The organism is Butyrivibrio sp. AE3006 (genome assembly GCF_000424165.1).
Lineage (GTDB): Bacteria > Bacillota > Clostridia > Lachnospirales > Lachnospiraceae > Butyrivibrio.
In genome coordinates this window covers 1-24,138 of the sequence record NZ_AUJJ01000011.1, presented here as the reverse complement: position 1 = coordinate 24,138, position 24,138 = coordinate 1, and the positions used below count along the sequence as shown (strand labels likewise).

Annotated in this window: 23 protein-coding genes and 2 pseudogenes; 22 read left to right on the top strand and 3 right to left on the bottom strand. The window is 38.5% G+C overall.

What is annotated here, in order from left to right:
• The first annotated feature begins 20 nt into the window (after positions 1-20).
• From nadD to rsfS, 3 genes are read left to right on the top strand one after another with little or no spacing between them, the layout of a single operon-like run.
• Entirely contained in the window at positions 21-674 is a 654-nt protein-coding gene (gene nadD / locus G603_RS0107370; RefSeq protein ID WP_026669810.1) for a nicotinate-nucleotide adenylyltransferase, read from the top strand.
• Positions 671-1,258, top strand: a complete 588-nt coding sequence (gene yqeK / locus G603_RS0107365) for a bis(5'-nucleosyl)-tetraphosphatase (symmetrical) YqeK (RefSeq protein WP_026669809.1) — start codon at positions 671-673, stop codon at positions 1,256-1,258. Before nadD ends, yqeK begins: the two co-directional genes overlap by 4 nt.
• Entirely contained in the window at positions 1,255-1,623 is a 369-nt protein-coding gene (gene rsfS, locus G603_RS0107360; protein ID WP_026523575.1) for a ribosome silencing factor, read from the top strand. The genes yqeK and rsfS overlap by 4 nt, the downstream gene beginning before the upstream one ends.
• A 101-nt stretch (positions 1,624-1,724) precedes the next feature.
• On the opposite strand, the gene lexA is transcribed toward rsfS, so the two are convergent.
• Entirely contained in the window at positions 1,725-2,342 is a 618-nt protein-coding gene (gene lexA, locus G603_RS0107355; protein ID WP_026523574.1) for a transcriptional repressor LexA, read from the bottom strand.
• Between the two features lie 493 nt (positions 2,343-2,835).
• On the opposite strand from lexA, the gene G603_RS0107350 reads away from it, so the two are divergent.
• The 8 genes from G603_RS0107350 to G603_RS0107315 all read left to right on the top strand — a co-directional run bounded on the left by G603_RS0107350 (position 2,836) and on the right by G603_RS0107315 (position 8,528).
• The gene (locus tag G603_RS0107350) at positions 2,836-3,264 is read left to right on the top strand and encodes a LysM peptidoglycan-binding domain-containing protein (protein WP_026523573.1); all 429 of its coding nucleotides are present in this window, start codon (positions 2,836-2,838) and stop codon (positions 3,262-3,264) included.
• A gap of 124 nt (positions 3,265-3,388) precedes the next feature.
• Entirely contained in the window at positions 3,389-4,018 is a 630-nt protein-coding gene (locus G603_RS0107345) for an AAA family ATPase (protein WP_026669808.1), read from the top strand.
• Positions 4,019-4,023: 5 nt separating this feature from the next.
• Entirely contained in the window at positions 4,024-4,617 is a 594-nt protein-coding gene (gene yfbR / locus G603_RS0107340) for a 5'-deoxynucleotidase (protein WP_026669807.1), read from the top strand.
• A gap of 9 nt (positions 4,618-4,626) precedes the next feature.
• Entirely contained in the window at positions 4,627-5,967 is a 1,341-nt protein-coding gene (locus G603_RS0107335; protein ID WP_026669806.1) for an MATE family efflux transporter, read from the top strand.
• Entirely contained in the window at positions 5,957-6,397 is a 441-nt protein-coding gene (locus G603_RS0107330) for a hypothetical protein (RefSeq protein ID WP_026669805.1), read from the top strand. The genes G603_RS0107335 and G603_RS0107330 overlap by 11 nt, the downstream gene beginning before the upstream one ends.
• Entirely contained in the window at positions 6,342-6,713 is a 372-nt protein-coding gene (locus tag G603_RS23295) for a CPBP family intramembrane glutamic endopeptidase (RefSeq protein ID WP_081669859.1), read from the top strand. The genes G603_RS0107330 and G603_RS23295 overlap by 56 nt, the downstream gene beginning before the upstream one ends.
• Positions 6,714-6,939: 226 nt before the next feature.
• Positions 6,940-7,161, top strand: a complete 222-nt coding sequence (locus tag G603_RS0107320; RefSeq protein WP_026669803.1) for a hypothetical protein — start codon at positions 6,940-6,942, stop codon at positions 7,159-7,161.
• Positions 7,162-7,235: 74 nt separating this feature from the next.
• Positions 7,236-8,528, top strand: coding sequence for a fibronectin type III domain-containing protein (locus tag G603_RS0107315; protein WP_242834853.1), 1,293 nt, complete (start codon positions 7,236-7,238; stop codon positions 8,526-8,528).
• Between the two features lie 180 nt (positions 8,529-8,708).
• On the opposite strand, the gene G603_RS21430 is transcribed toward G603_RS0107315, so the two are convergent.
• Positions 8,709-9,677, bottom strand: a complete 969-nt coding sequence (locus G603_RS21430) for an AraC family transcriptional regulator (RefSeq protein WP_026669801.1) — start codon at positions 9,675-9,677, stop codon at positions 8,709-8,711.
• 381 nt (positions 9,678-10,058) lie between these two features.
• Here G603_RS21430 and G603_RS19620 point away from each other — a divergent pair, with 381 nt between their 5' ends.
• The 11 genes and pseudogenes from G603_RS19620 (at position 10,059) to G603_RS0107250 (ending at position 23,513) form a co-directional block, all read left to right on the top strand.
• Positions 10,059-11,564 (top strand): extracellular solute-binding protein, encoded by a 1,506-nt coding sequence (locus G603_RS19620; RefSeq protein WP_051207599.1) that lies wholly within the window; start codon positions 10,059-10,061, stop codon positions 11,562-11,564.
• A 123-nt stretch (positions 11,565-11,687) separates the two neighbouring features.
• Positions 11,688-12,599 (top strand): carbohydrate ABC transporter permease, encoded by a 912-nt coding sequence (locus G603_RS0107300; protein ID WP_330366846.1) that lies wholly within the window; start codon positions 11,688-11,690, stop codon positions 12,597-12,599.
• 2 nt (positions 12,600-12,601) lie between these two features.
• Complete coding sequence (locus tag G603_RS0107295) at positions 12,602-13,516, top strand: carbohydrate ABC transporter permease (RefSeq protein ID WP_330367573.1); 915 nt, start codon at positions 12,602-12,604, stop codon at positions 13,514-13,516.
• A gap of 37 nt (positions 13,517-13,553) precedes the next feature.
• The gene (locus tag G603_RS0107290; protein ID WP_026669800.1) at positions 13,554-15,629 is read left to right on the top strand and encodes a beta-glucosidase family protein; all 2,076 of its coding nucleotides are present in this window, start codon (positions 13,554-13,556) and stop codon (positions 15,627-15,629) included.
• Between the two features lie 71 nt (positions 15,630-15,700).
• On the top strand, positions 15,701-17,713 hold the full coding sequence (locus tag G603_RS0107285; protein ID WP_026669799.1) for a right-handed parallel beta-helix repeat-containing protein: 2,013 nt from the start codon (positions 15,701-15,703) through the stop codon (positions 17,711-17,713).
• Positions 17,714-17,974: 261 nt separating this feature from the next.
• Positions 17,975-18,688 carry a hypothetical protein gene (locus G603_RS0107280; RefSeq protein ID WP_026669798.1) on the top strand — a complete coding sequence of 238 codons (714 nt, stop codon included), beginning with the start codon at positions 17,975-17,977 and terminating at the stop codon, positions 18,686-18,688.
• A gap of 225 nt (positions 18,689-18,913) precedes the next feature.
• Complete coding sequence (locus G603_RS0107270) at positions 18,914-20,242, top strand: fibronectin type III domain-containing protein (protein ID WP_026669797.1); 1,329 nt, start codon at positions 18,914-18,916, stop codon at positions 20,240-20,242.
• Positions 20,243-20,360: 118 nt separating this feature from the next.
• Positions 20,361-20,687, top strand: a complete 327-nt coding sequence (locus G603_RS19615; RefSeq protein ID WP_051207597.1) for a hypothetical protein — start codon at positions 20,361-20,363, stop codon at positions 20,685-20,687.
• A 244-nt stretch (positions 20,688-20,931) separates the two neighbouring features.
• Positions 20,932-21,759, top strand: a pseudogene (locus G603_RS0107260) (tRNA 2-thiocytidine biosynthesis TtcA family protein); the annotation flags it as partial.
• A gap of 43 nt (positions 21,760-21,802) precedes the next feature.
• Positions 21,803-22,651 (top strand): carbon-nitrogen hydrolase family protein, encoded by an 849-nt coding sequence (locus G603_RS19610; protein WP_051207596.1) that lies wholly within the window; start codon positions 21,803-21,805, stop codon positions 22,649-22,651.
• Between the two features lie 22 nt (positions 22,652-22,673).
• Complete coding sequence (locus G603_RS0107250; RefSeq protein WP_026669795.1) at positions 22,674-23,513, top strand: CPBP family intramembrane glutamic endopeptidase; 840 nt, start codon at positions 22,674-22,676, stop codon at positions 23,511-23,513.
• Between the two features lie 430 nt (positions 23,514-23,943).
• On the opposite strand, the pseudogene G603_RS0107245 reads toward G603_RS0107250, so the two are convergent.
• Positions 23,944-24,138 (bottom strand): annotated as a pseudogene (locus G603_RS0107245) (transposase); the annotation flags it as partial.

Here is a 24,138-nt window from a genome sequence, read left to right as displayed (position 1 = left end):
AACTACACGAGGTATATATTATGGCACCCAGAAAAATTGGAATTGTAGGCGGAACATTTAACCCTATTCACAATGTACATTTACTTCTTGGTGAAGCAGCAAGAGAGCAGTTTGGACTTGATAGAATCATTTATATTCCTACAGGAAGATCTTATTTAAAACAGGATGAAGAGATTCCTGCAGGTGAGATGCGCTATCAGATGGTGAAGCTTGCCATAGATAATAATCCTTACTTTACCTGCTCAAGACTAGAGATAGACAGGGAAGGCAACACTTATACCATAGATACAATTAATGAGCTTAAGAAGATGTATCCCGGTGATGAGCTTTATCTTATCCTTGGAGGTGATACCTTTAAGCAGATTGAGAACTGGTATCAGAGTGAAGAAATTTTCAAGAATTGTATAATTCTTGCAGCTGTAAGAGATAATATGTCCATTGAAGATATGGATAAACAGCGCAGTTATCTTCACGATAAATATGGTGCCGATGTTCGAATCCTTCAGTTCAGGAACATCGACCTTTCTTCCAGCGATATCAGAAAGAGACTTCTATCAGGAAGATCAGTTAGATACATGGTTCCTGATGCAGTTATCGAATTTGCTATTCTTAAGAATATCTATTCCGGTGTTACCGTTTCTGATGAAGATGATATGAAGGTTTACGTGAAATGAAAACCCTTGAATTATCCAAAAAGTTCCGTAAGGAAATGCAGGATGCGTTAAAATCCGAGAGGTTTGATCATACTCTTGGAGTTGCATATACTGCTGCTAATATGGCTGCAATTTTTGACGCAGATAATCAGAAAGCTCTTATTGCCGGATATCTGCATGATTGTGCCAAGAACTTAGATCACGAAGAGCAGATTAAGATTTGTAAAAAGAACGGTGTCGAAATAACGGATGTGGAGAGACGAAATCCATCACTTATTCATGCAAAAGCCGGAATGTGTCTTGCAAGGACCAAGTACGGAATAGAAGATGAAGAGATTTTAAATGCGATCAGATGGCATACCACAGGACATCCCGGTATGACAACTCTGGAGAAAATTGTATTTATTGCTGATTTCATCGAACCTAACAGGAAGCCATTAGAACACATGGATATAATTCGTAAGGAAGCTTTCCGCGATCTTGATTCATGTATGCTTCTAATTCTCAGGGATACTCTTAATTATCTTAAAAACATCGATAAAGAATGCGATTCAATGACTCAGGACACTTATGAATACTATTTGAGAAAGGCAGAACAGAAATGAGTAATTCACATAGCTTAGAAGAATCAAAGAAAATGGTAAAAATCGCTGTTGAAGCTCTTGAGAATACCAAGGGCGAAGACATCGAGATTCTTGATATCAGTGAAGTATCATCACTTGGTGATTATTTCATTATTGCAAACGGAACAAACAGATCTCAGATCCAGGCCATGGCAGACAGAGTAGAAGAAGAACTCTACAAGGCAGGCTATAAAAAGAAGGATATTGAAGGATACGAAAGTGCCTTCTGGATTCTTCAGGATTTTGAAGATATCATCGTTCACATATTCGACAAAGAGAACAGAGTATTCTACGACCTTGAGAGAATATGGCGCGATGGTAAAAAGGTCACAAAAGAAGAGATTTAATTTATAAATTATTGGAAGCAAAAGTATAAGAGTTATCATAAAAGCTTTTGCTTCTTTTTTTGTAAAAAAAGAAAGGAGGCTCAATCAAGCCTCCTTAATCTTTAATATAATCTAAGTACTCCGAATACCTTACCCAATATCTCACAGTTATCAACAATAATAGGATCCATTGAATCATTCTCCGGCTGCAGTCTGATGTGACCGCTTTCCTTATAAAAGGTCTTAACAGTAGCAGAATCATCGATAAGTGCTACAACCTGATCTCCATTCTTAGCAGTATTACAGCTCTGAACAAAAATCTTATCCCCGTTATAAATTCCTGCATTTATCATTGAATCGCCCTTTACATTAAGAATAAAGGTATCAGCTCCCTTAGGACACATGGATGCGGGAATAGGGAAGTATGTATCAATATTCTCCTCAGCAAGAATCGGAAGTCCTGCTGCAACCTGACCAACTACAGGTATGCTTACCATCTCTGTTCTGATCATATTAAAGCTGTCATCGCAGATCTCGATTGCTCTGGGCTTAGTAGGATCGCGCTTGATATATCCGTTCTTCTCAAGAGATGCGAGATGAGAGTGGACAGAAGATGTGGACTTAAGCTTAACGGTCTCGCAAATCTCTCTGACTGTGGGCGGATAGCCCTTATCCAGAATAACTTTCTTCATATATTCAAGTATTTCTTGTTGTTTAGCTGAAATTTTCCCTTTTGACATAATTCTCCCTCCAACAATTAGTATGAACCTACGTTCAGTTTATCATATCTTATAAACTAATGCAAACATATATTCGCCTATTCGATATGCGCTATTTGGTTAATTTATTTACGGATATTAAAGTGTGACATTTATGGGACAGTTCGTGATTTATTATAAAGACAGTTCAAGAAACCGCGGTGAAATTTATAAAGGAAACTATATAAAAAAACTTCATAAGGAAAAAGTTTCATAAAATCACAAAACACCCACATAGATGTGAGTGTCCTGCGATTTTCTTATGAGGGGGAGATAGTGATTTCGTTCATCAACTATCTTGATACATATATTACTTTATAAATATGAACAAAATATGAACTGAAACGAATGATTTCTTTAAGATTTCAAAAAGAACAAATGTGCGAATTTCCTGTTGACAAATGAATATATGTTCGATATATTATTTTAAAGAACAGTTGTTCGCAACATTTGTTCGAATAATGGAGGGTATGAAATGAGCAGTGCAGTCGGTACAGTAAACGGAACAAACAGAACATACAGCAATTACGACATCATCGAACAGAGCCGTATCAGATCTCTCAATAACAGGAAGAGACGAGAGAGACAGCTTCGCCGTAGAATCATTATATTTGTAGTAATGACAGCAATCATTATCTTCCTTGGAATGTTCTTATCATTTTCATTCTTCTCTGATGCAAGTGCTGATGAGTCACATACACAGCACATTTATTATAAGACTGTATCAGTAACAGCCGGAGATTCTGTATGGAGTATTGCCAATGACAATCTTGATTCTATTCACTACAGAAAAGCACAGACTCTGGTTAATGATATTGCTAAGATCAACAAAATATCTACTGATGCCAAGCTTACAGCCGGCACTAATATAATAGTTCCTTACTATTCGGATGAAGTGAAGTGAAATTTAACTAGTATTACTACAATTTAAAATAATTGTTGCTATATAGCATAAAAATATCCATTTTGTAAACTCAAATATGTTATAATTGTATTATTAAAAGACCATTCGAAGTGGAGGTTCTGTTATGAATACAATTATTACAATAGGCAGACAATTTGGTTCAGGCGGAAGAGAAATTGGCGTGAAGGTTGCTGAGTATTTTGGCATTAAGTTTTATGACAAAGAACTTCTTACCAGAGCCGCAAAAGAAAGTGGATTTGCTCAGGAGATGATTCAGGATCATGATGAGCGTCCCACAACTTCTTTCCTTTATAATCTCGTAATGGATACCTATTCATTTGGTTATAATTCATCAAGCTTTGTTGACATGCCTATCAGTCACAAGATTTTTCTTGCTCAGTTTGATACTATCAAGAAAATTGCTGATGAAGGTCCATGCGTAATTGTTGGTCGATGTGCTGATTATGCATTGGCTGATTATAAAAATGTAGTAAATATATTTATCCATGCTGATGAAGAAGATAAGATAGAGCGTGTTATGAGCAGATATCCTGATATCACTACCAGGGACAAGGCCTTAGAGATGATTCTTAAGAAGGATAAGCAGAGACAGAGCTACTATAATTACTATTCATCAAAGAAATGGGGCAGATCTGATACTTATGATCTTACAATTAACAGCAGTTGCCTTGGAATAGATGGCACTGTTAAGCTTATCACACAATTTGTAGAGGATTTCGAGAATAAAGACTAAACATCATGGCTTATAATTTCTTTGCAACTATATCAAGAATGAAATATATAGAGCGCTGGGCACTTATGCGTAACTCCAGACAGGAGAATCTCTGTGAGCATTCTCTTGAGGTTGCGATGATTGCTCATGCGCTTTGTATTATTGGCAATGTCAGATACGGAAAGAATCTTAATGCAGAAAAAGCTGCCCTTATAGGGCTTTATCATGATGCATCTGAGATAATTACAGGTGACATGCCGACTCCTGTGAAGTATTATAATGAAGAGATAAAGCGTGCCTACAAACAAGTTGAGGCTATCGCTGATATTTCGCTTTTGCACAAGCTTCCGGAAGACTTACAGCCTGCATTCGAAGAGATTTTCAAAGCTCAGGACGGTGAGGACGAAGAGTACATGCGAAGGCTTGTGAAGGCTGCTGATAAACTTTCAGCACTCATAAAATGTATAGAGGAGAAGAATGCCGGCAACAGTGAGTTCAGAACGGCAGAGAAGAGTACGTTAAAGTCTATAAATAAACTCAAAAAGGATTTACCGGAGGTTGAAGACTTCATGAATGATTTCCTTGAGCCATACGGTAAGACTCTTGACGAACTCTCATAGTTATTTGTTATGCAGAATGAATTATTTGAAAAAGCACCTATTCCAAAAGCATATATGAAAATGGCGATGCCTGTAGTTATGGGTATGATCGTTACGCTTGTATATAATCTTGTAGATACATATTTTATAGCGTTAACGGGAAATACGGACCTAATTGCAGGTATTTCTATTTGTGCACCTTTATTTACACTTCTTTTGGCTATTGGTGATATATTTGGAATCGGTGGAAGCTCTGTTATCTCAAGACTTCTCGGTGCAAGAAAAGAAGATGAAGCTAAGAAAAAGAGTACCTTCTGTTTTTATACAGCTATCATTACTGGAATTATATTTACTGTTATTATGCTTGTATTCAGAAGTCCTATATTAAATATCCTTGGAGCGACACAGCAGACATACGTATATGCAGAGCAGTACTACAGATGGCTTATTCTTGGTTCCACTTTTGTTATTTTCTCGCTTGTACCCACTAACCTTCTAAGGGCAGAGGGTGCATCAATGGCATCAATGATAGGTTCTATCATCGGAACCGTTATAAACATTATACTGGACCCCATATTCATCTTTACCTTAGGCTTTGGAGCTGCCGGAGCTGCCATGGCTACAGTAATCGGATATATATCTACATGTACGTTCTTTGTTATTTATATTCTTAAAAAGAGTAAAATATTGTCCTTATCACTTAAGGGATTTGTTCCTGAATTCGCATCATTATCTGAAATACTTGTTATAGGTCTACCTTCAAGTATATCAAACCTTATGCAGACGATTGGAATTACGCTTACCAACAGATTCCTTATGCCCTATGGTAATGAGAATATAGCTGTAATGGGTATCGTACTTAAAATTGTGAATATCGCACTTCTTGTTCTTGTAGGACTTGCCTTTGGCGGACAGCCTATTATTGGATACAATTATGGTGCTAAGAATATGGACAGGCTGAAAAAAACTTTACGTTTCGGTATTGCTGTTACAGGCGGATCGGGACTATTCTTTACAATAGTTCTTTCCTTGTTGGCGAACCCTATTGTATCAAGGTTCTTAAGTGATTCTGAACTAATTTCACTTGGCGCTAAAATGCTAAGATTACAGCTTCTGGGAATGCCGCTTGTTGGTGTATGCCTCATATTTATTTGTGCATTCCAGTCCACAGGAAAGGCTCTTAGTGCATTTATTTTATCTGCATGCAGACAAGGTATTGTTTACCTGCCTGTAATATTAATCGCATCGAAGCTTATGGGAGTTAATGGTGTAATTTCAGCACAGGTAATATCCGATATACTTACTACAGTAGTTGCCTTTTTCATCTTTAGTAACAGCCTGCTGAAGGATATCAGAACTTATGGAAAATGAACATAAAAAGCATGAGCGCATAAAATTAACTGAGCTACACAAGATTAAAGATGATACTTCAGATCCCGTTGCATACGCAAAAAAAATGGAGCAGAAGTTTCATGATTCTTCTTCCATGCTTGCTATTTTAATGGTCGGAATTGGTGCATGGGTACTATTTTATGCCTTTTGGGATTCTACCGGCAGGCCCTTTTCAATTGCTTTTATGGTTCAGGCAGAAGATGCTCTTGGATTATTCTTATTTTTCCTTGCACTTAGGCATACAAGCTTTACATGGAGCGATATAGGTCTGTGGACTGATAATCCTAAGAAGATAATAAAGTCTGCGCTTATAATCAGTGCATTATCATTTGGTTTATTATGTATTGTCAAATATGTTGCACAGCTATATGATCCAAATCTGTTTCAGACAGAACATGGTTTTTTTTGATATTCGAAGATTTAATTTATATCAGGTCTTTTATTTATTTACTGCATTTATTCAGGAATTCATCGCCAGAAGTGTTCTTCAATCAAATCTCAAACGAATTGCAATAAGGAACAAATCTGCCTATTCAATAATACATGCATCCATTATTTTTGCTATTTTTCATATAGAATATGGCTTCTGGTTTATGATAGGAGCCGCTGTTCTTGGCGGTTTATTGGGAGTTCTATACGATAAGCAAAAAACCATTCTTGGAGTTTGGATAGTTCATTGGATTCTTGGAGTAGCTGCGTTTCTTCTGGGGATAATCGATCAATAAATAGTTTATTATTGTATGTATTCTTATTTATTCAAGTTCTGAATAACGCTCAAACACTGCATTTCACAAAAATATATTCTTGTCAAGTACGAATTATGAATGAAACTTTTCATTTTCCGTAATTTTTTTCTTGTGTTTTTTCTATATAATTATCATTGCACGGATTAAATAGTTTTATATTCAATTTGGATATTTACATTAGTCCAGATAGATGGGAGGGTGAGATATGAATGAAAATACTTTTTACTTACGTCGTACAGTCATAATAGTGGTTCTGACTATTTCTCTTACAATATTGCCACTTTTGACATTCTTTACTAAACCCAGTAGCCCTTCAGAATCATATCTTGCCAGCAATACAAATGATGAAACTGTTACCATTTCGGATGGTGGATTCATTTCCGATGATTTGAATTTATCCAATTTTATAGCAATGATAGTAGAGTAACACTCTTATTTATATATGTTCTTTTATTCTAATTCAGTAACTTTTGTTCCTTTATTATGAGGGAGGGCTGTTTTATGAATCAAAAACGTCATTCAAGACAAATTCCAACTTTTGTACTGTCACTATTTCTGCTGTTCATTTTATTTCAATCAAGTATAATCCATGCTCGAGCTGATGATATTGTATATCCTTATGAAGAAAAGGGGATCCTTTACATGCAGCTTCATCATCCTTCTGCTTTTAAGGAAGTTGGGAAAGTCGGCTTTTGTGGAGAACATTATTTTAAAACTGAAAATGGTTATGATTTGATAGTGGAAGCGAACTGGTACATAGTAGGCAACAGTAGTAGCCTGGCAATTAATGATGTTTTTCAACCGAATACAAAATATATTTTTTCTGTTAATGTAAGAGCATTAAATAATAATTCTCAAGTACCTCTTAATATTCGTTTTTTAGATTGTGATAATAAAATTAAATGGGATACTAAATCCGAGAAGCTAGAGCGAAGTTATAATAATAAAGGACTTTTATTTACAGCAACAGTAACACTTCCGAACTTAGTTCCTGATATAAAAAAATACAATTTAGGAGATGTTACTATTGATTTTACATCAGGAGAGACTTCTATTGTTGGAGAAGACAAGTATAATGGATTTTTAAATTTTTTATATTTGATCAGCGTATATGATGAGTCAATAGTTTTTAATTATTCCGAAGAAGAACCGCCAACAATGGATATTGATAAAGATTCAAATCTTGATTTTATGTTACTTCCGGTTTATAAGGATGGAGATGTTAACGGCGTTTCAGTTATTCTTTTGGGAACAAGCAGAACATCGGGAACATATACATTAGAGCTGGGTGAAAAGTCATTAAAAGCTTTGCCTGACGAAATGCGCTCACATCCGGAATACTTTTATTCAAAAGCTACATTTGTTATTTCAAAATCTACAAATGATAAACCAATTGATCCTAAAGACGATAAAACTGTAACTGAGCCTACCAAAGAAAATACACCTCAGGTTAACACCGAGGCAGTACCTGCACAGCAGAATAAAGAAACTCTTGATAAAAAGCAGAAGAATGCCAAGATTTCTAAGGTTACTGCAGGCAAAAAGTCCTTCACATTAAAGTGGAAGAGGGTTAATAAAGGAATCAATGGCTACGAGATTCAGTACGCAACTGATAAGAAGTTCAAAAAGAATGCAAAGATAGTAAATATCGGTAAATCAAAGACCACATCCAAAAAAGTAAAAGGTCTTAAATCCGGAAAAAGCTACTTTGTTCGTATTCGTACTTATAAGCTTGTTGATGGAAATAAGGTAATATCTAACTGGAGCACATATAAAAAGATCAAGGTAAAATGATTAAAAATTGCACTTTAAATCTATCAGTAAATGCACTATAGTAATATCTATAAAATAGTTTTAATTCAGTAAATTAAATAATATTGCAGACGCAATATAAAGAAATCGCTTAGATGCTTCCACTCTCATCTAAGCGATTTTTATTGTCTTTTTCAAATTAAAAGATAAACGAAATATATTTCATTTTTTCAGATCTGCAAACATTGGGTTCGCAGGAAGCGGGTGCTTAGCTTCATTTAGCATCCTGAACTGTGATGGAGGATATCCGGTACTTTTTCTGAATGCTCTTGTAAATGCTGTACTGCTTGCAAAGCCTGACTGATAGGAGATATCCGTAATTGACAGCTCCGGATTGGATAGCAGCGTTTGAGCATAGTTTATGCGCATCTGCTGTAAATATTGATAAAAAGTGGTTCCTGCATAATCAGTGAAAATCCTCTCAAAATGATATTTGCTGAATCCTGCGAAGGCTGCCACATCCTCCAAAGATATATCCTCAGTAAAATGCTCTGAAAGATAAGCACAGACATTACTTAAGGACAAAGTGTTTTTATATGCAGCAGCTGACGAAGCAGCCTCAGGAGCCTGGAAAAGCGCAATGTTTTTGCCACAAAGAACAATAAAATGCATAAGTATGGAATAGATCTCAAGCTCGCCATATGGATCGAGCTCTGTAAATGACATGAGGCTATGACCGAGGCGGCCTTCACTCATTTGAACAGGCGGAGCAGAGCCAAAATACAGTTCTTTTATTTCATCCAAATGATCGCAAAGCTGAGCATATAAATTCTCAGGACAATTCTTTTTCCTTATATGCAGGGCAGGCGACATAAGTCTGAATGCCTTGTCTATTTCTTTTAATACCGAAAGCCTGGAAAAATCAGCCTGAATATAGACTCTTGTTCCAAAGGAAAGAGAGAAGATTTCATGCAAAACAGCAGGGCAGACCACAAGAATGTCGCCCTCCTCAAGATCATAGGTCTGGGTTCCGCATACAACCTTGTAGGGAGCCTCCTTGATCCAGATTATCTCAATATCAGTATGCCAATGAGGCGGATAATCAGTATGTTCCTGATTAATATACATTCTAAGGCTGGTATTTATCTTATGTTTTACGCTTTCCTTTGTTCCATCAAATTTAACTCTCATATTCCAAGTCCCCACATTTGGAAAAAATAGCATTTTTTGACAGGTTACATAGAAGTCCATAATTGCCATTATTTTCGAAAGATTTCGAGAAATAATAAACAAAAACTTTATATTTGATAGCAATTATAACATACATAGCAACAGATAAAAGTATAAAATATGGCATTTTGTACACCTTTTATTAAGAATAAATTAAATATGGTTGTCGTTTTGTATAATAAGAAAGCAATATTTGTATATTAGATAGCAATTTTTCACAAGCAATAATTAACAGTATAATTTATTGTTTATTCATAAAGAAACAGATAAATGTTTTATAGAAATGATATTTTCTGACTAATTGTCAGAAAATATCGGCGCAAAACATAAGGAGGGTTATGTATGAGCAAAAAGTTATTAGCTACTTTGTTTGCAACAGTTTTCGCTGTTACAACAATTGCCGGCTGTGGCGGTGGATCATCAGCACCTGCTACAACAGAATCTGAGCCTGCAGCTACTGAAAGTACCGAAAGTGCAGATACTACTGAAGCCACTGAGACTACTGAAGCAGCTGAGACTACAGACGCAGCAGAAACAACCGAGTCTACAGATGCAGCATCCGGCAAACAGACTGATGGTAAGAATCTGCCTACACTGACAACAGAGCCTATGACGATCACGCTTTGGGATATCGCTACAGAAGATCCCGGAAAGAGCACTCAGGAAGCAGCTGTTCAGAGATTCATGGCTGATTATCCCAACATCACAGTTAACCAGGTTCATCAGCAGAACGATAACTACAAGCAGCAGCTGGTTGTAGCAATGAGTTCAGGACAGGCTCCTAACATGTACATTCACTGGGGTGGCGGCCCTATGGCTGAGTACTACAAGTCAGGTTTCGTAAACGATATCACTGATATGTATGCTAAATACGATCATCCGGATTTCATCGACGCAGCTGTAGCACAGTCAACCTATGATGGCAAGATGTTGGCTATTCCTTTCGGCGGACTTTCAGGATGTGACGTATTCTACAACAAGACAATCTTTGCTGACCTTGGTCTTGAAGTTCCCACAACCATCGATGAACTTGAAGAAGTTTGCGCAAAGCTTAAAGAAAACGGCATTACTCCTTTCGCTCTTGCAAACGCTTCCAAATGGACAGGCTCCATGTACTACATGTACCTTGTAGCCCGTCACTCAGGAAATGCTGAATTCGATGCAGCTTATACACAGGAAAATGGCGGCTCTTTCACAAGTGAAGCATTTATCTATGCAGCTGAGAAGATTCAGGATTGGGTAAAGAAGGGGTACTTCCCGGATGGTGTGAACTCTCTTACAGCTGATGATAACCAGGATAGAGCGCTCCTTTATGATGGCTCTGCAGCAATGATGCTTCACGGCTCATGGCAGGTTTCCGGTATCAGAGCAGACAGTGAAGAGTGGTACAACGAGAACGTTGGCGTATTCCGTTTCCCTGAAGATGCAGAAGCTAAGGCTAAGGGTGTTCCTCAGAACGTTGAAATCGGAACAGCTATCGGTAACGGATTCTCCTTCAACTGCTTCAAGGAAGATGGTTCTGTAGACCAGGATATGCTTGATGCTTGCTATGTACTTGCAACTCAGTACTACAACGATGACACTTATAACCAGACACAGGTTGCAAACGGAACAATTCCTTCAATCAAGGGCTTTGAGCAGGGTATCGACGATCCTTGTAACAAGGTTGTTGTAGACGTATTCTTCAACGCTTCAAACGTACAGCTTTGGTATGACCAGTATCTGCCCGCATCTGTAACAGAAGTTCATAAGAACTGCATGACCGAGCTCTTTGGTCTTGAGAAGACTCCTGAGGAGATCGGACAGGAACAGGATGAAGCAATGCAGAAGGCATTAGCAGAAGAGTAATAGAATAAGATTTTTAATTACTTAGCTGCGGCTGGATATTAAAACCGCTGCCCGCAGGATAACTATTTTCCTGCGGGCAGTTTTGCTTATTTATTCGCCTAAGGGCGACAGGAAGGAGATAACGTGGATAAAAGTAACAATATGGGGCTTGCTCAGGCAAAAGCAAAGAGTACAGCCAAAGCAGCAACAGTGTTCCTGCTTCCGGCGCTCTTACTGATTGCAATTTTCATAGTATATCCCGTAATTGATACATTCGCTATCAGCGGATATAAATGGAACGGCATCTCGGCAGGAAGAGTATTTATCGGTCTTGATAACTGGAAAGCTCTTTTAAAGGATGCAATGTTCTGGAAATCATTTCAGCACAATCTGATAGTAATGGTATTTTCCATACTTATTCAGATTCCTCTCGGTATGCTGCTCGCAACATTCCTTGATGCCGGAGGCAAGAAATTCAATATTTTCAAAGTAATATGGTTTTTACCTTATCTTATGAGTTCAGTTGCTATAGCATTCCTTTTTAACTATGCTTTGGCAACAAACGGAGGAATCATTTCTTCTCTGGCAACACTTATAAATGGTAAAAGAACCACAATCGATTTACTTGGTACAGCACCTAATGCACTTTACACAGTTATCGGTGTTATGGCATGGCAGTTCACACCTTTTTATATGGTTTACTTCATCGCCGGATATGGAAACATCGATACCACGATCTATGAAGCTGCTGTAATCGACGGTGCTACCAGAGGGCAGTACATTCGCATGATTGCCATACCTCTTCTTGGACCTATTTTCAAGACAGCCTGCACAATGTCTCTTATCGGATCACTTAAGTACTTCGATATGATCTGGAACATGACACAGGGCGGACCGTCAGGTTCTACAGAACTCATGGCGACATACATGTACAAACTTTCATTCCAGCAATTTAACATGGGCTACGGTTCCTGCGTGGCAGCCGGAATGTTCATTTTGATAACGGCAATCGCATTACTCTTTAACAAGGTATTTAAGGTTAAGGAGGAATATTAAATATGACAGATAACAATTTGAATGGTGGTACTATGGCAGTAGATATAAACAGTCTCGGAAAATCGAATGATACTGATTATCGCATGTCCAAGATAAAATCCAGGATCGCATGGACGATAGCAATTATCTTTGCACTGATTCAGCTTGTCCTTACGCTTACACCGTTTTTCTTCATGATAATGAACTCCTTCCGTAAGCAGTTCGATATGCTGCAGCAGGGTGTTTTCCATCTTCCGGATCCCTGGTATTTCAACAACTATGTAGAGGTTGTTACCCATGGCTTCTTTGGATATTTCTTCCGAAGCGTGCTTGTTGTTGCAATTTCACTTGTACTTATGCTGATCATCTCATCGTTTGCTGCATATCCTCTTGCAAGAATGAGTTTTAAATTAAACCCTTTTATCTATGCAACCATTGTAGCAATGATGTCTGTTCCCATGCACGTAACACTTATTCCTATCTTCAAGCTGACAACAACAGTCGGATTCTATGATTCACTTAAAGCTCTGATAGGTCCCTATGTTGCATTTGCACTTCCTATGTCAGTTTTCATTCTTACAGCATTTATGAAAACTATTCCGAGAGAGATAGAAGAGTCGGCAGAAATCGATGGCTGCAACCGCTATCAGAATTTCTTTATGATGATCCTTCCTTTATCAAAATCAGGATTGTCAACACTTGCAATCTATAACGGCGTTTCAATGTGGAATGAGTTCGCATTTGCCAATACCTTGCTTATCAGCCCCGAACACAAGACATTACCTCTGGCTCTTGGTCAGTTTAAGGGCGAGCATTCCCTGGATATCCCGATTATCATGGCAGTTCTTACCTTATCAGTACTTCCCATGATCACACTCTTCATCGTGTTCCAGGATAAGCTCGTTAAAGGTATGATGGCAGGTGCTGTTAAAGGCTAACAGAACTTCCTTGTGAAAACAGAAAGGACAACTCGGTATGAAAAAAGATAAAACTTACAGAATGACTTTCGATGAAAAAGCAAGACAAATAGTTGGGGAACTTAGTCTTGAAGAGAAGGTCAGCCTCATGGCCGGCAATATTGATGCCACATCCATGAAGGAAAGCGAAATAATGGAGCTGGTTCTTGGAACCGAAGAAGGTGCCCATTATAATGTAAAACCTTATGAAGCAGGCGGACTTCCGGATAAAGGCGTACCTCCCATGAAATTCGCGGATGGTCCCAGAGGTGTTGTTTGCGGAAATAACCAGACAACCTGTTTCCCTGTTTCAATGGCAAGAGGCGCTACCTTTAATCCTGCACTTGAGGAAGAAATCGGTCACGCCATCGGACAGGAAGTAAGAGCATTTGGCGGCAATCTTTTTGCAGGCGTTTGCATAAATCTTCCTTACAATCCCGGATGGGGCAGAAGCCAGGAAACCTACGGTGAAGAGACCTATCAGATAGGAAGAATGGGTGCTGCTCTTGTAAAGGGCGTTCAGAGCGAAGATATCATGGCATGCGTAAAGCACTATGCTTTTAACGACATGGAAAATGCCAGATTCAAGGTAAGTGTTACCTGCGATCAGAGAACTGAGCAGGAGGTTTATCTTCCTCACTTTAAGGACTGCGTAGATGCAGGCTGTGCAAGCATTATGAGTTCTTACAACCGCTATAACGGCGTACAGTGCGGTCATCACAAATACCTTTTAAGTCAGGTTCTTAAAAAGGAATGGGGCTTTGATGGCTTTGTAATGTCAGATTTTTGCTGGGGCGTTCTTGATACTGTAGAAGCAGCCAACGGCGGACAGGATATGGAAATGCTCTGGACACAGTTCTTTGGTCCAAGACTCGTTCAGGCAGTAAAAGACGGCTTTGTTCCCGAGAGCAGAATCGATGATGCGGCTGTCAGAATCGTTCGTACCATTCTTGCTTTTGATAAGGACCACAAAGAATATGACATGTCAGTTGTAGGTTCAAAGGAGCACATAGAGCTTGCAAAGAGAGCTGCTGAAGAAGCTATAACACTTGTAAAAAATAAAAACGTCCTTCCTTTAGATAAAGGAATCAAGAAGATTGCAGTAGTCGGGAAGCTTGCAGATGCAAATGTAATCGGAGATCAGGGTTCAAGCTGGGTTAGACCGCCTTATGTAAAAACTCCTTTGCAGGGCATAAAGGAAGCTGTTCCTTCCGCTGAAATTTTATATTCTGATGGCGCAGACCTTGATGAAGTAAAGAAGATTGCTTCTGAAGCTGATGCAGTTATATATGTTGTCGGATATAACCATGATGATGAGGGTGAATTCATTTCATCAGATACTACAGATAACTACACAGGTTCTATCGGAGGCGACAGAAAGAAGGGACTTGGACTTCACGATGAAGATGTAAAGCTCCTTCAGGAGACAGGAAGCATCAATGAAAAATCTGTTGTTGTTCTAATCGGCGGCAACATGATCATGATGACAGACTGGATCGATAAGGTAAATTCCGTACTCATGGCATATTATCCCGGAATGGAGGGTGGAACAGCCCTTGCAGAGATAATCTTTGGTGATGTTAATCCTTCAGGAAAACTTCCTTTTGTAGTTCCTTATAAGGAAGAGGACCTTCCAAAGGTTGATTGGGAAGCCACAGATCAGTACTACGAGTATTACCACGGCTATGCAAGACTTGATAAAAATGGTGTTAAGCCCCTTGTTCCTTACGGATTCGGACTTAGCTATACCACATTTAAATTCAGCGATCCCAGCGTAGCTGTTGAGGGTGATGAGCTTGTTGCAAAGGTAGCTGTTGCAAATACCGGTGACAGAGACGGCGCTGAAGTTGTTCAGCTCTATGCAGGTTTTGAGAACTCTGCTGTAGATCGTCCGGTTAGACAGCTTCGCGGTTTTGAGAAGGTATTCTTAAAGGCAGGAGAGTCCAAGGTTGTCACAGTAAAGACACCTCTCGAGAAGCTTAAATACTATAATCCCGTTGATAGAGAATGGGTTCTTGAGAAGATGGAGTATCCTATTTACATTGGTTCCAGTGAAGCCCTTGAAGATTTAGTAAAAACACAGATCACATTGTAACCTACATAAGGTTTTTTATAGCCGGAGAAAGGGTCTTTCTTTCTCCGGCTTTTAAGAAAAGAGGATTTCCTATGAAAATTTACGTAAATGCTAATGCGACACATGATGGAAATGGAACTTTTGAGCTTCCTTTTAAGAGAATAAATCAGGCTGCAGCTATTGCTAAGCCCGGCGATGAAGTCATCGTTGCTACCGGAACCTACAGGGAATACGTTGATCCCATTAATGCCGGCACAGAAGAAAACAGAATAGTTTACAGAAGTGAAAAACCTCTTGGTGCTATTATTACAGGTGCTGAAAAGGTAACAGGTTGGAAAAAATTCGAGGGTGACGTATGGGTTACCAAAGTAAAGAATGGCATATTTGGCGAGTATAACCCCTATACAACCCTTGTTTATGGCGACTGGTATTTTGCAACTCCCAATAAACATACAGGCTGCGTATGGCTTAATGATCAGGCTCTATATGAAGCAGTAACTTTGGATGAATGCATCGAAGCAAAAGTCTATGAATGCTCCTGGGATCCCGAAAATTCAAAGAGAAAATGGTACGCCGAGCAGGATACTGAAAATGATGAAACTATAATTTATGCTAATTTTGGAGGCGCTGACCCCAATAAAGAAAATGTTGAGATAAATGTAAGACGCGAATGCTTTATGCCCGGAAAAGAAGGAATAGGCTACATCACAGTCAGCGGTTTTAATATCAACAAGGCAGCTACCACCTGGGCTCCGCCTGCAGCTTATCAGGACGGCATGATCAGCCCTCATTGGAGTAAAGGCTGGATAATAGAAGACTGCGAGATATGGGGCAGTAAGTGCGCAGGAATATGTGTCGGTCGTTACTATGATCCTGACAACAACCACTATTACACAACAAAGCATGTAAAGAGCCCCACTCAGATGGAACGAGATTCTGTATGCCGCGGTCAGTACTATGGATGGCTCAAGGAAAAAATCGGCGGTCATATCATCCGTCGTAATAACATCCATCACTGCGAACAGGGTGGTATCATCGGTCGTCAGGGCGGTGTTTTCAGCATTATTGAAGATAACCATATTCATCATATCAACAACATGATGGAGCTTGGCGGCGCAGAGATAGCAGGTATCAAGATGCATGCAGCAATCGACGTTGTAATGCGAAGAAACCACATCCATCACTGCACAATGGGCATCTGGTGCGACTGGGAAGCACAGGGAACACGCATCAGCCAGAACCTTCTTCATGACAATGAACGTCCATCCTTTGCAAAACAGCTCCAGGGCGGCATGACCTGTCAGGATATTTTCGTAGAAGTTGGTCACGGCCCTACGCTTATCGATAACAACATCCTGCTTTCAGATGTATCACTTCGCATTGCTACTCAGGGTGTTGCCATGGTTCACAACCTCTGCGCAGGCTCCTTTACTATGGTTGGTGCGGGCACAGGCTGGAGATATACACCTTACCATATTCCTCACAGAACAGAGGTTATGGGCTTCATGACCATTCTTCACGGAGATGATCGCTTCTATAACAACATTTTCATACAGAAATGGCCTTCTGAAGACTGGGTACTTGAAAACGACTCCAATCCCAATGAGAAGCAGATTGAAAACAGAAAGGTTGGCACATACTGCTGGGATGAGTATCCTACTTATGATGAATGGATAAAGCAGTTCGATATGGAAGAAGAGTATCCCAACATGAGAAAACATGAGGCTGCTCATTTCTCACATCTTCCTGTTTGGATTGATGGTAATGCTTATTTTGAAGGTGCAACACCCTGGAAAAACGAGAAAAATGCCTTTGTTGACAACTCCGGCAAGGTTACAGTAGATGTTGTAGATAAAAACGGAGACTGGTTCCTTGATACCAATATCTACGAGGTTCTTGATTCCTTCAAGGTAGACATGATCTCAACTGAGACTCTAGGCGAAGCCTTTGAGCCTGAGCAGAAGTTCGAGAATCCTGACGGAACACCTATTACTTTTGATGTTGATTTCCTTGGTAATCACAGAGGAACGGATATTATCCCCGGGCCCTTCGCATCAGCAGACAGCTCAAAAGAAGTGCTTTACGGAAAACTTGAAATAGAATAAAAAAGAGAAAAAATACAAAGAAGCGATAGTCTGAAATAACGATTATCGCTTCTTTTAGCGCAAAAAATCACTTGCTTTAATTGTTGTCAAGTACGAATTATGCATTAATTCATTCATAATTCGTAAACATTTCTGAACAATAATCGAATATACTTGTATTGTCACAAAAATATAATGTTCTACAATTCATATAAACATATTTTTCATAGTTTATTTTCAGTAATACAAATTTTTATTATTATAATCAGGAGAACTAGTTTCATGAAGCATATTCGATATATTTTTCCAGCATTATTTCTCATCTTTTTAATCATGATAACAGCCTGCGGCAAAAGATCATTAACAGGCAACACTGATATCCGTATGGGAGATCTGGAAATAACAATAGGCCAAATAAGCCATGAAGGCCTCGTTGAAGAGTATCTTTGGGATGGATCAGAGGAAGGATTGACTATAGACATTCCGGATGTCACCGATGAAGGCGAGAAAATAACAGAACTTGGCGGCTTCAAGAATATTGGAGTTCCTGATTTTTTCGGAATTAAACTAAAGCCATTCGATGAAGGCTTCGAAGAGTGGACAGGCCCTTATGGAAAACCTCTTCAGGAAGGTACCCCGGAATGGGAGGAAGCGAATAATGCAAGGTTAGAATACATGAAGCAAAATCCTTTATATGAAAAAATAGTAGACTATAAAGGTGAAGATGAGTCCTTATATGATGCGCCAATTTCCTTCGAAAAACTCACCTTCACAATAAATCTTGGAAAAAATATCAATAGTGTAGATATTTACGGTGGTTTCGTCAATAATCCATACGTTGGTTTTAGGCAGGATGATGGTAGCATTATCTTTTATGAGCCAGCTGTATACTTTAATTGTGATGAGCAAAACGAAACCTTTTATTCCAAGGATGGAATCCTGTACTCCAGAAAAGATGATGAGAAGCAGGTGTTTCAGATGCCTTATCCTGACTGATTAAGCAAAAACAGGAGACTATGAAACTCAGAATGATGTTGTGCAAAAGAGCTGATTTAAACGTCAGCTCTTTTGTATTCGAAATTATCAAAATCCTTCCTATATACCAGCTAAAATTTCTATTAAATAAACATGAAAATGGCCTTTTATCTAATGAAATTAGGTATCATTATATTAGAGCATAAGCAGTTTTAACTTAAATTTCAGGGGAATGGAGGGAGCATTATGAATAATACTAATCGAGCACATAGAATCATTTGTTATCTTCTTTCAGTTGCATTAATCTTTGGCATAGTTTCCATTTATTCTATAAATACAAAAGCTGTGTCCAGTAAAGTAATAAATCTCTCGGATGGTACCGAATCAGTAAGCGGGTCTAATTGGAGCTATGATAAAAACAATCATACTCTAACTTTGAATGGCTTTATAAATGATGATAGCACCAAAGAAGACGGAGTATACTACGGCGGAGATACAGACTTAACTATAAACTTAATTGGATATAACAAACTAACGACAGCTTGTAGTGGTATTTTTACTAACTCTGCAGGCATTATTATTTCCGGTACCGGTACTTTGGTAATTAATACAAAAATCTTTGGATTATACGCAGTCAAGGACGTTGTAATCGATAACGCAACTTTGGACATCACTACTACCGATAATTACTATTATGGAGATGTCTCTAACAGTGGGGCGATTCATGCGAAAAATATTACTATAAAATCCAATGCAAAGATTACAGCAAAAGGAATCGACAGAGCATTTTATTTACAAGATGGTATTGTTAATAGCGAACTTACTGCAATTGCCTATACTAATTATGACGGCACCGGAACATCTAAAATACTTGATGGATCCAGCTCAGGATGGATGCAATACAAGAAAATTGTCATGCCGGCTCCTCAGGCCAAGACCACGTCTGCACCTATAATAATTACAAACATTGTTTCTGATGGTACTATGAAAAACCTTGTAACACCAGGTTCCGGCACAGGTGGTACGATGTATTATGCTGTTAACTCAAGCAAAACAACAGCTCCTACAGTTGGATGGAGTTCTTCAATTCCTCAGGCTAAAAATCCGGGAACATATTATGTGTGGTATAAAATTGTTGGCGACAGTAACCATGCAGATTCTACACCTGAATGCGTAGAAGTAACTATTTATGCTACAGATTCCAATAGTGAAACCAATGCAACGACATCGCAAAAATCATATACAGAGATTCAGGTCGAAGCGCAAATAGATAAAAAGCAGAAGACAACAAAATTCACAAAAATTAGTGCAGCTAAAAAGTCTATTACATTAAATTGGAAAAAGATTACAGACAAGGGCATTAATGGCTATGAGATTCAGTACAGCACCGATAAGAACTTCAAAAAGGATGTCACAAAGACAGTTACCATAAAGAAGGTAAAGACCACAAAAACTACTATCAAAAAGCTTAAATCCAAAACAAAATACTACGTAAGAATCCGTACCTATTCAATGAAGAATGGTCAAAAGGTCTACTCAAATTGGAGCAAGAAAAAGAGCGTGAAGGTAAATTAGTCTGTTAGCAAATTTCACTTCTAAATATTTACGAATTAAGACTTATTCTTCAAAAAATAAACACATTTTCCTGCTATTCTTGACTCATTGATAAAAAACTTTTTGGGAGGCAAAAATAATGAGTCAGGAAAAAGTAGATGCGTACAAAAAAGAGAAAAAGGGTAGAAAGGCAAGACTTGCCAAGCAGAAACGCAATGCTAAGATTGCGAAGATCTGTAGTTTAGTACTTCTTTTAGCTTTATGTTCATTTGCAGGATGGCGTGTATACGCTGCTAAGCATCCTTCAGAAGCGGTAAGCACTGAATCTACAGAAGAAGCTACAGCAGTAGAGGATACAATTGATACAGAATCTACCACAGAAGAAGCAGACGATGAGAATACATCCACTGATGAAGCTGCTGATTCTGGTGCAGAAGTAGAAGATTCTTCTGAAAATGCAGATTAATACAAGAAAACTTTAAATAAGAATTTTTAAAAAGACAGTCTCAATGTAAAGAAGTATTGGGACTGTTTTTTTATGAAAATGTGAAATGTAAATTTTCACCTTGCTGAATAAACGAACAGAATTTAAAATCTTATACGGATACATCCTGACGTTATTCCTGACTCAGTGTTATATCTGACATATATTTATAATTTTGATTAAGTAAGGAAATTTCAGTTATATGAGTGAAATCACAAACGATATAGAAGAAAGAATAAAGCGAGCTGAAAAAAGCATTCAGAAGAAATATCATAAACAGCTTTTTGCGCCATTTGCCAAGGCTTGTAAAATCTATAAGCTAATAGAAGAAGGCGATCATATAGCTGTCTGTATTTCAGGTGGCAAGGATTCTATGTTAATGGCAAAGCTTTTTCAGGAAATTCAGCGTCACAGGCATGTAAACTTTGATCTGACTTTTCTTGTCATGGACCCGGGTTATGTTGCAGAAAACAGAGCGCTTATTGAGAGTAACGCCAAGGTACTTGGAATACCGATCACAATATTTGAAAGTACAATATTTGATACGGTTGATACAATAGAGAAAAATCCCTGTTACCTGTGTGCAAGGATGAGAAGAGGATATCTTTACAGTAAAGCAAAGGAGCTGGGCTGTAACAAAATAGCCCTGGGTCACCATTTTGATGATGTTATAGAGACAATACTTATGAGTATGCTCTATGGCGGACAAATTCAGTCTATGATGCCCAAGCTTCACAGTACAAACTTTGAGGGAATGGAGCTTATAAGACCGATGTATCTTGTAAGAGAAGAGGATATCTGTGCCTGGAGAGATTATAATGAGCTTCGTTTCCTCCAGTGCGCATGCCACTTTACAGAAACCTGCAGTACCATAAACGACGATGGTTCATCAACCAGTAAACGTCTTGAGACAAAGAAGCTTATAGCAGAGCTAAAAAAGACCAATCCTTTTGTAGAAACCAATATTTTCAGAAGCGTTGAAAATGTTCATGTTGACACTATAATTGAATATAAAAAGAATGGCGTAAGGCATAATTTCCTTGATGAGTATTGATCAATGATTCTTCCAAACTTAGAATCTGAAAGTGAGTCGAAAAATGAAACTCAAAATAGCATTTTTACAAATACTTCCAACAAAGAATACAGATGAAAATTTAAAGAACGGCATTGAAGCCTGCAAGGAAGCCAAAAACAAAGGCGCCGATATAGCTTTATTTCCTGAAATGTGGAGCATTGGATATCAGTTTTCCCATAACGAGGCTGAGCTTAAAACACAGGCACTTTCTCTGGACAGCGATTATTTAAAACAATTTTCAGAGCTTTCAAAAGAGCTTGATATGGCTATCGCAATAACTTTGCTTGAAGCTCATGAACCCAAACCGAGAAATACTATATGTCTCTTTGATCGGCACGGCAAGCTTGTGTACAGGTATTCCAAAGTTCATATCTGTGATTTCGGAGAAGAAGATGACGAGGGCGTTCTTGGCGCAGGAGATGAATTTTTTGTAGAGACTCTTGATACAAAAGAGGGCAGTATTCAGGTAGGTTCAATGATCTGCTATGACAGAGAATTCCCTGAGAGTGCCAGAGTACTGATGCTTAAAGGCGCAGAGCTTATTCTTGTTCCTAACGCATGTCCCATGGAAATCAACCGTTTATCTCAGCTACGCGGCAGAGCATACGAAAATATGTGTGCAATCGCTACATGTAACTATCCCGCTAATCATCCTGACTGCAATGGACATTCAACATTGTTTGACGGAGTAATTTATATTCCTGAGCTTGCCGGTCCAAGAGACTGTTGCGTTTTTGAAGCAGGCGAAGAAGCAGGAATTTATATCGTAGAACTTGATGTAGATCAGCTCCGAAGCTACAGACAGCGCGAAGTTTGGGGGATGAAAAACAGAAGACCTGAATTATATACTGTTATTAGTTCTAAGAATTAATATGTTACAGGAGGAATTGAACATGACCAGAAAACATGCTATTTTAGATCATCCAATAATCGGATACTTTGTTCTTCTTATCTTTGTTATGCTTTTTTCATCTATTGGCGCATCCCTGATAGACAATCCACTTTCAAATTTTATACCGGGTTATGCAAAAGAGATGATCGGATTCGGTACAACTGTGAAAAATGCGTCCGGTATCGGAGCCGCTATAGGTGTCATTATAGCAGCAATTATATTTGCACTTTGGTTCAGACCTGACCTCAAAAACTTTCTTAGCTGGAAAGGCTTTAGGTGGGGCATTATTGTAATGCTTCCTTTACTTATAGCCGACTATATAGGTGCCGCTATTGATCTTTACACATTTGGACTTGGCAATGTGCTAGTTGCATTTTTAACCGCCCTTTCGCCCGGATTTACCGAGGAAGTCGCATTTAGAGGTCTCGGCATAGCCAACTACATGAGAACGATCAAGTCTGAGAAGCAGATAAAACATATATTCTGGCTGTCAACATTATTGTTTGCCGGAGTACATATAACCAATATCTTAACAGGCGAAAATCCTGTGGTGGGCATTTTTCAGGTAGCATATTGTATCGGAGTTGGAGCTGTTTTTGGAGCGGTATATTTACGCACTGCTAATCTGTGGGTTGTAATGATCGCGCATTTTACACTGGATTTTGTCGGCCTTATTAACAGTTACTATACTGCAAACGGAGGCGCTTCGACACAGCTGCTTATCAGTGATTGGACTAATCTTGTGGCATCTGCTATTGGAATAGTGACTGCACTAATCCTGTTATCACCCAAGCACTACCCGGAGATTATGGAACTTTGGAAAGAGAAGTGGAGTCAGTAAGATAAAAGAAGCAACATTGTAATAAGAACTGTATCATACGAAATTCGCAGCACCCCTGAGCATTATACATGCTTAAAGGTATTATTTAATCATTACAAATCAACAGCCCTGGGAACTTAATATATAAGTTCTCAGGGCTGTTTTCGTGAAACATATAGATTTTTAGAGTAGCATATAATTCTCTCTTTTTACAAAAGTGTTCCTAAAATATTTATAACGCGCCATTTTGCATAACATATATAAGAAAAGCTCTTACGTCAAATTTATATACCTATTTCTCCCGTAACTGGTCAAGTCCTTTATTGTGTGTAAATTACCTTTAGGTATCCAATTGTCAGGCCGCTAAAAGTCGTTGCTGTTCCTTTGCAATCTCTATCAGTTTCGCTGACGAGTTGTTCAGCTCATCAAAGTCTTTTCTGGTGAGTGATATCTTATTCTGAGCCATATACATGTCATTTTGCTCAAGTAAGACACTTCCCATGATTCTGATAATGGATTGTACATTTGGAAATACACCGATCACATTTGACCTGCGTTTTATTTCCTTGTTGAGCCGTTCCAGATAGTTTGTAGTTCTATAGAAACGTCTCATACGCTCAGGGAGTGCCATTACTGTCATTACGCT